This window comes from Novipirellula sp. (genome assembly GCF_041583735.1).
Taxonomy (GTDB): domain Bacteria; phylum Planctomycetota; class Planctomycetia; order Pirellulales; family Pirellulaceae; genus Novipirellula.
Map to the genome: position 1 here is coordinate 1 of NZ_JBFHFD010000348.1, position 8,943 is coordinate 8,943.

Below are 8,943 nucleotides of genomic sequence, written 5' to 3' on the forward strand. Positions count from 1 at the left end.
GGGCGCGTCGCCTCGTTCGGATGCATCCCACTGCTCGATGTAGCCGCAGTGATGCCAGCCGATGTAATACGGCGTTGACATCATGCCGCGAAGCATCTCTTCGTAAAGACGCGTGACGTCTTCGAGCGACTTTGCTCCGGTGCGATATCACTTCACGCCCCACCGCTGCTTGTTAGGTCCGGCAAGCCAGCGCAACCAAAAATCACGTCAATACCAAAGTTTTAGCGGTCCAGGTTTGGCCTGTTTGACGGGGAATGTCGCGAACCGCCAAAGTGTAAACCCGAAAACATGCGTTTTCTCCCAACCGCAACGGAGTCGCAGCCGATACGACTTGCGTGTCGATGATGAATCAAATCCGTTTCACGCTCACAAAATAGGCTCCGCGGACAACGCCTTCATCGTCACTGAGCCAGCTTTGTAAAATCGCCGGGCCTGCTGAAAGTTCCAATTCAAACGTGACCGACATGTCGCGTTTGCTGATTTGTTTCTCAAGCTTCTGGTCACCTAGACGCAACACCGCTTTGGTTGCCTCCATCGACGCAGGCGAATCGTCGGGAAATCGGGCTAGTCGAATTGCGTAACGACCAGGCTGGGTCACCTCCACCGTCCAAAATCCGTTGATCGCCCGAGTGTCGTCGGCTAGTTGTTCTTGCCTCCAAATCACATCGCCTTCGGTCGGATGCCAATCACGCACCGTCAACAACGTCGGATTCTCGCGGCTATCACCGAGCTGAAATCGCACATACGGTGCGTCATGGCGAAAGACGTCTGCGAAATGTTGGCGGTAGCTGGACTTCAGCTCCTGGACGACCTCAGGATGCTGCTTCGCGAGGTCTTTCGTCTGACCAGGATCCTCGCTGATGTTGTAGAGTTCGCCGTCGACCAACCGCCACGCTTCTGTGAGCACGCCGTAGTGTGGAAAGCGGCGTTGGTTGTCGCCTTTGCGGTCGAGTAGAAGCTTGGGTTGGTCCGCCTGTCGCTGGACAAAAAGCGTTCGGGGTTCCCATTCGTCGCTTTCCCCGACCAGCAGTGGTTTGATGCTCTGACCATCGAAACGCTTGCCATCGGCCACATCCAATTCACACCAATCGATCAGCGTTGGCAGCCAGTCTCGACAAGATGTCAATCGTTTGATCTGTTTCCCCGCGTCCAACCGGGCTGGCCAGCGGACAAAGCACGCGACGCGATGTCCACCTTCGTAGACGGAACCCTTCTTTCCTCGCAGGCCCGCATTGAATCCGTCATCAGGATTACGACCGTCTGCGCCCTCGGAGGTACCATTGTCTCCCATAAAAATGACAATCGTGTTCTCGGCAAGCTTGTTCTTCTGTAATGCATCGAACAAGCGGCCCAGGTTTTCGTCAAAGTTGATGATCTGGCCAAAGAACTTTGACCGTTTCTCTGAATGACCTTGGGCTCGAAACGGAGCCGAATAGTTTTCGGCGACCGTATGCGGTCCGTGCATCGCGATAAGTGGCAGATAGACAAAAAATGGTATGTCCGACGGTTGCGTGACAAACCGCTCGCACTCCGCGAAAAACACATCCGTGCAATACCCGTCAATCTTTTCGCGGACGCCGTTGCGATAATAGGTGTCATCAAAATAGTCGTTACCGATCGGGTTGCCGATTTCGTCGATGCCGCCAGCGAGATGCCGAACGACGTCCTGAAATCCGCGAAAACGAGGCGCGTATGGCCACGTGTCACCCAGGTGCCATTTGCCAAACATGCCGGTTCGATAACCGGAATCGGAGAAGACATCCGCCATGGTTCGTTCGTCGGACGCGAGTAGTTGTCTGCCCTGGGTGACATCCCACGCTCCCACACGCGTCGAATACCGTCCGGTCATCAACGCAGCGCGTGTCGGCGTGCAAACTGGATCGACGTGATAGTTCTCCAGGCTTACGCCTTCGACACAAAGCCGATCCAGGTTGGGTGTTTTGAGCCATGGGTTTCCATGACAAGACATGTCGCCGTAGCCCTGGTCGTCAGTGACGATCAAAATAACATTGGGTTTCTCAGTTCTTTCCGCTGGTCGTTCGGACGCGTTGGACCTCGCCGAGATCGCAGCTAAAACAACAACAGCGATAAGAAAACTCGTTCGATAGCTCATGATGACTTGATCGATTCTGCGTGCGTTTAAGGAATGACGACTTTTAATCGTACTCAGTTTCGCCGCCGGTGGTGTAGAGAAGCACTTTCCTGTCGTCGCGTTGCGACTGGAAGGACAGAATGGATCGAGTTGCTTGGGTAGTACCGAGATCGATGGGACAGAGCGTCTTCTTTAAAATCATTCTGTCGCACCAATCTTTCTGTCCTCTCATGCGGTGTGAGCGAGCTTCCACGCTGGAACAGGACAGACTCAGAATCGATGGAACGATATGGTGTGCGCAGACGAAAGGTCGACAGAAAAATTGGTGCGACAGAAACATGAGACTGCCATTGCGATTCGTGACAGAACACAATTGCCGGCGTCGTCTCCATTTTTTTGATCTCTCTTCTTTTAACCTTTCGCTGCATTGATCGTGCGTTCCACGGTGGCCGCGACACCTGCCGTCGCTGCGGGACTCACGAACAGCCACGAAGTGGCGGCATGTTGTCGCCATGGGCGTCAGCCCATGGAACTCGCGTCATACGCCGTAAGTCCTGAAGGGACGACAGGAGATTCCACCCCTGCGATTCCTGCCGCCCCTTCGGGGCTTTGTCGTCGTGTTTGCCCCCGAACCATGGACTCACGTCCATGGCTACAGCCTGTCGTCGCGTTGCGACTGGAAGGACAGAATGGATCGAGTTGCTTGGGTGGTACCGAGATCGATGGGACAGAGCGTTTTCTTTAAAATCTTTCTGTCGCACCAATCTTTCTGTCCTCTCATGCGGTGCGAGCGAGCTTGCACGCTGGAACAGGCCAGACTCAGAATCGATGGAACGACAGGGTGTGCGCGGACGAAAGGTCGACAGAAAAATTGGTGCGACAGAAAAATGAGACTGCCATCGCGATTCGACATAGAACACGATTGCTGCCGTGGTCTCCATTTTTTAATCTAACATCTTTTAACCTTTTCGCTGCAGCTCAGGTGCGTTGCACTCTGGCCGCAACACCTGCCATCGCTTCGCGAGACTGTGCACTGGGATGCGTCCTCTTCCATGGACTCACGTCCATGGCTACAGCCTGTCGTCACTTCGTGACTATTCACTTGCGACAACTCTAAACCGTTGGCTCACGCCAACGGCAGGTCATGTTTCGGCCTCCGGCCTATTCGCGTGCCAGTTAAATCAGCAGTCTCCTTCGACTGCGGAGAGGTGACCGCAGCTATGCTTGGTTTTCCCGATCAACGGACTCACGTTCGCTGCGATTGCACGTACTAATCGCGAGAAAGAAAAAATCGACGCGGACTTCGGCGTAAGCACCGCGGGTCCATCAGCGTGGTGGGTTGCCGATGCAGTACAGCGAGTCTCCGCTGCGCAAGAAGAAATTGCCTTGCGAGACCGCGATCGATGCCATCGTTTTCCCCTCCAGCTTATTCGTGGCAACCTTCTTGTATTCCGCCCCGGGCTCAATCACCGTGGTGACGCCTTCTTCGGAGGTGATATAGATTCGGCCGTCCGCTAGCAGTGGCGATGCGGAATAGTTGCCGCCGAGTCGTTCTTGCCAGACAATGTCACCCGTTGCCGCCTGAAGACAGTACAGGATGTTGTCGCGAGAAATCGTGTAGAGATACGGCTTGACGTACAGCGGCGATGGCAACGCCGGAACGCCGCGTGTTTGTTCCCAGGCAATATGCGATTCGGTCACATCCCCGCGTCCGCCTGGGCGAATCGCTCGGATCGTCGGCTCTTCGAAACCAGACGAGGTAAAGATCAAGCCTTCGCCGAGTACGGGTGAGGGTGTCACGCCCTCGCCCTGGCTGTAGACCGACCAAATTCGCTCGCCTGTTTTGACGTCGTGTGCCTGCACGCGGTCGCCACCAGCACTGATTACCGTTTGCCCATTGTCGATTGCGATCGGCGTCACATGTCCGACTCGGGACAGTCCCCGCTTGCCGCGCCATCTCGTTTTGCCAGTCTCCGTATCGATCGCCAGCAGGACGGCCTGGTCCCACGGCTCCTTCCAACCGACTCGCTGCTCCTGGGGACTGCTGCCATCGAACGGCATGATCAGCAGTTCGCCGGCAAGCATCGGCGATGCGCCAAGGCCATGCAGGCTATGGAAATCGACCTCTTCGTTCTTCCACACTCGTTTGCCGTCGAAGTCGACCGCAACCACCGTGCCATCGTAGAAGGCGGCGTAGACCCGTTTGCCATCGGATACCGGGGTCGGCGTGGCATAGGAGTTCTGCGCTCGCTTGGGGCCAGGCACCTGGCGATGGACTTCGGTGTTCCAAAGCACTTCGCCACTCTTGCGATCGATCCCGATCACTCGGCATGACGCGCCACCATCGGTCGCAGTTGTCACAAAGACGTGGTCACCCGACACGATCGGCGACGACCAGCCTTGTCCCGGGATCGGCGTCTTCCAAGCGATGTTGCTGTCGCCGGACCAGTTCAGCGGTAAATCACTTTCCGACGTAACGCCCTGTCCATTAGGGCCTCGAAATCGAGTCCAATCTTGGCCGCATAACGAGCTTGGGACTGCCGACAAACCGGCCACGAAAACCATCGCACAAAACAGCAAACGCATGACAAAATCTCTTTGAATTTTTGGAAGGATCCCGACCATGATACCGCACCCCCTCGCCAGATGTGCTGTGTTGAGCATGTTGGCTGCCTGATTCGACTTAAACCTCGGGAGACCTCCATTTTCTTTGGCCCTCGTCGTCTTCTGATTTCGCATCATTAGAGGTAGAAGCTCGCCTGGTGGCTAATCCGAGTACCCGCGAGCTTGGGGTCCTGAGAAGATGCAACGAGAAAGAATGCAGTATGAAGTCCGCAGTGCTATGGGGAACGTGGGGCAAGCGGTTGATGGTGATCCCGCCAATCGTTTTGGCCGTCGTAGCCTATGCTTGGTTGGTCAAACATTCCCCACCGTTGACGGCGCAAACCGAGGCTGAAACCTCTCGGATGCTCGAAACGGTGGTGGTTCAGCGAATGGACGTTCGTCCAAAAGTCAGCGGGTATGGAACCGCCAAGTACGCGAGATCTTGGCGAGCGGTCACGCAGGTCGAAGGACGCATCGATCAAATTCATCCCGAGCTTCGTCCTGGATCCATGATCCAAGAAGGCGAGGTGCTGCTTGAGATTGACGATTCCGATTATCGCTCCTTGGTCGATCAGTTGAATGCCACGATCGACCAGCAAGACGCCGAAATCGAACAGTTGGAACAATCGGTCGAGAACGCCAAGAAGAGTCTCGCACTTGAAAATGAAGCCCTCGGTGTCGTGCAGCGGGAATTTGATCGTGAACAGACGCTTTTGTCTCGGCAAGCGGGATCGGGTTCTGCGATCGATTCGAAACGTCGCGAATTGCTGGTTCAACAAAAAGCCGTGCAGGATCTGGAAAACAGCATCGCGTTGATCGGCCCTCAAGTCAAAGCCTTGCAGGCGGCTCGGCGTCAATCCGAAGTCCAGAAAACACAGGCGGTGCGGGACATTGAACGAACCACAATCACCGCGCCCTTTCGGATGCGTGTGGGCGAGGTGCAATTGGAAGTCGGGCAATACGTCAGTGTGGGCGAGAATCTGTTCGAGGGTTACAGCGGAGCCGAGATGGAAGTCGAAGCTCAGCTGTCGCTGTATGACATTCACCGGTTGCTTGTCGCTGAAGTTGACCGAACCAAGATCGATGAGCAATTTACACAGGCCGCATTCCGGGAAGCGTTCGCGTTTGACGCGGTGGTCAACGTCGCAGGAAGCGAGTTGACCGAATCCTACAAGGGCCGCTTCTTGCGTGTCCGTGAAGTCGTGGATGCTCAGACCAAGATGGTGGGGTTCGTGGTGGGTGTCGAAAACGTTCCGCCACCCCAACAAGAGCATCCTCAGCCGCCCTTGTTGGAAGGTGTGTTTTGCGACGTGGATGTATTTGGCACGACGCTATCCGACCAAGTCGTGATCCCGCGTCGAGCAATTCGCAATGGATCGGTGTACCTGCTTGACGATCAAAACCGGTTGACCACCCAGGACGTTGAGCTGATGTTCACGCAAGACGACTACGCGGTCGTTGCCTCGGGGCTGAACGGTGGCGAACGCCTCGTGATCGCAAATCCGTCGCCAGCGATCATTGGAATGTTGGTCGAACCGATCGAGGCGAAAGAGGCCGCCGAGGACCTGATCGCTTCGGTCGCAGCGAGTGATACGGATCTGTGATCGCGTTTCGCTGCTAAGTACCGCAAACCGTAGTGGACGAGGCGACGAGTCCGTCATCGTGGGACTCGTGCCCTCGGTAAGAGCCAAAATACGGGACTCGTTGCCTCGTCCACTACCAAGCTGCCACACCATCCTTGAGACAATACTTCGCTGATTCGGAAACACTTTTGTGCTAGAGAAATTTGTCAATCACCGCACATTGGCCAACGTGCTGATGTTGTCCTTCATCGGGTTGGGGCTGTACGCCATCCCGCGACTGCAGAAGGAAACCTTTCCTAACTTTGACAGTTCGGAAGTCCAAATCGTGATGACCTATCGCGGTGCGTCGGCCGAGGATGTCGAGCAAGGAATTTGCTTGCCGATCGAAGACGCGCTGGACGGGATCCAGAACATTAAAAAGGTGACCAGTAGCGCCCAAGAGGGCTATGCCTCGATCGTGGTCGAGATCGAGGAGCAAGCCGATTTGTCGGAGGCCCTCAATGACATCGAAACGGAAGTGGAAGCGATCTCGGATCTTCCCGATGGAGCCGAGGATCTGTTCATTACCGAACTGAACCGCACGGATTCGGTGATGACGATTGCGATCAGCGGCCCCGTCGATCCAGACTCGCTGAAGGATTACTGCGAAGGTTTTAAGACACAACTCAAGCGATTGCCCGGAGTGTCGCTGGTCGAGATTCAAGGGTTCTCGGATCGACAGCTTCGCATTGAATTGGATGTCGAAGCACTGCGTCGGCTGGGTTTGTCGGCCGAGATGGTGGCCGCTTCCGTTCGCAGCCAGAATTTGGATTTGCCGGTCGGAACGATCGAATCCGAACACGAGGACATTTTGTTGCGGTTGGTCGAGCAACAACAGACGCCGCAAGACATTGAAGAGATTGTTGTCCATGGAGTGACCGGCCGGTCGGAAGTCCGGATCCGCGATATCGGACGCGTCGTCGACGGGTTCGCGGACGCCGAACAAGAGGCTTGGATCGCAGGCCAACGGGCAGGCATCATCCAAGTCAACAAGACGACGTCGCAAGACACCACCAAAATCGCCGAGGTGGTGCGTGAGTTCGTGGTCAAGGAACAGCAGCGGCAACCGCAATTGCAGATCACCATCACGAATGATGAATCGGACCTGATCGTTCAGCGGTTGACGTTGTTGGCCAAGAACGCTTGGCAAGGCATCGTGCTGGTGTTCCTGGTGATGTGGGTTTTCTTCAACGTGCGACTTTCATTTTGGGTGGTGATGAGTCTGCCGGTCTCGTTCATGGGAGCCTTCTTTGTGCTGCCGCTGATCGGACAAACCCTGAACATGATGTCCTCGGTGGCGATCTTGATGGCGACTGGGATATTGATGGACGATGGGATTGTGATCGCTGAGAATATTGCCAGACATGTTTCGCTGGGGAAACATCCCATGCGGGCGGCGGTCGATGGCGTCAAGGAAGTCGCCGGTGGTGTGGTCTCGTCGTTTCTAACGACATGCTGCGTGCTGTTGCCATTGGCAGTACTTGAAGGCCATATCGGAAAAGTGCTTCGTGTGATCCCGATGGTGTTGTTGACGACGCTGGCAATCAGTTTGGTCGAAGCGTTTCTGATTCTTCCCGCTCACCTCGGCCATTCGATAAAGCCCACCGATGCGAATGCTCCCCGAGGGCTAAGAGCGAAGATTGACGCTGCGGTCGATTGGGTTCGTGAGAATGTGTTCGGCAAGTTGATTGATTTGGCGATCCATTGGCGGTTCCTGTCGATCGGGTTGTCGATTGCGACGTTCATCATGGCGTTGGCGATGGTCGCCGGAGGGGTCGTGAACTTCATACCCTTTCCGGATTTGGAAGGCGACATGGTCGAAGCGCGTGTGTTGATGCCGCAGGGAACGCCGCTGAGCAAAACCGAAGCAATCGTCCGCGATATCAACGACGCGGTGGCGCGAGCGAACGATCGGTTCCCAGATCAGCCGACCGGCGACGATCTGGTGCGTACGGTAATGTCCAAGTTCAATGAGAACAGTGACGCGGGTGAATCGGGGCCGCACGTTGCGACGGTGACGATTCGGATGCTCCAGCCCGATGAACGAAACACCTCCACCGCAGAATTCATTCGAGCGTTGCGGGAGGAAGTCGGGCGGGTTCCCAATGCGATTTCAGTCACGATCGCCGAAGCGACCCGTGGGCCGGCGGGACGGGCGGTCGAGGTGCTGTTTAAAAGCGACGACTTGCACATCGCTCAATCCGCCGCTCTCGAGACTCAGCAATGGATGGCTCGGTACTCCGGGGTTTACAACTTCAACACCGACCTTCGACCCGGCAAGCAAGAGATTCGCTTGCGTCTAAGACCCGATGCGGTGGCACTTGGTTTGAATGTGCAAGCGATGGCGAGTCAGCTGAGCACAGCGTTCCAGGGGGCAAAGATCAGTGACATCCAAGCGGGAGTGGACCAATATGAAATCAATGTCCAATTGGCCCCCGAAAGCCGGGACACGCTGGGATCGTTTTTGGACTTCCAATTTATTCTGGCTGGTGGGATTCAGGTTCCATTGCAATCGGTTGCTGATTTGGAAGTGACCTATGGATGGTCTAAGATCTCACGCGTCGATGGCTGGCGGACCGTGACTCTGACGGCGGATACTGACACCGAAGTGGTGAACACGACCAA

4 protein-coding genes are annotated in these 8,943 nt (G+C 55.6%); 2 read left to right on the forward strand and 2 right to left on the reverse strand.

Annotated elements, in window-relative coordinates; translation table 11 throughout:
* Positions 1-349 precede the first annotated feature (349 nt).
* On the reverse strand, positions 350-2,113 hold the full coding sequence (locus tag ABX962_RS22065; RefSeq protein WP_372722365.1) for an arylsulfatase: 1,764 nt from the start codon (positions 2,111-2,113) through the stop codon (positions 350-352).
* 1,305 nt (positions 2,114-3,418) lie between these two features.
* Positions 3,419-4,678, reverse strand: coding sequence for a PQQ-binding-like beta-propeller repeat protein (locus tag ABX962_RS22070; protein WP_372722366.1), 1,260 nt, complete (start codon positions 4,676-4,678; stop codon positions 3,419-3,421).
* A 239-nt stretch (positions 4,679-4,917) separates the two neighbouring features.
* Between ABX962_RS22070 and ABX962_RS22075 the strand changes: the two genes are divergently transcribed.
* Together ABX962_RS22075 and ABX962_RS22080 are read left to right on the forward strand one after the other, a co-directional pair.
* On the forward strand, positions 4,918-6,300 hold the full coding sequence (locus ABX962_RS22075) for an efflux RND transporter periplasmic adaptor subunit (protein ID WP_372722368.1): 1,383 nt from the start codon (positions 4,918-4,920) through the stop codon (positions 6,298-6,300).
* A gap of 169 nt (positions 6,301-6,469) precedes the next feature.
* Positions 6,470-8,943 (forward strand): efflux RND transporter permease subunit (locus ABX962_RS22080; protein ID WP_372722370.1); only part of this gene is annotated, 2,474 nt, incomplete at its 3' end.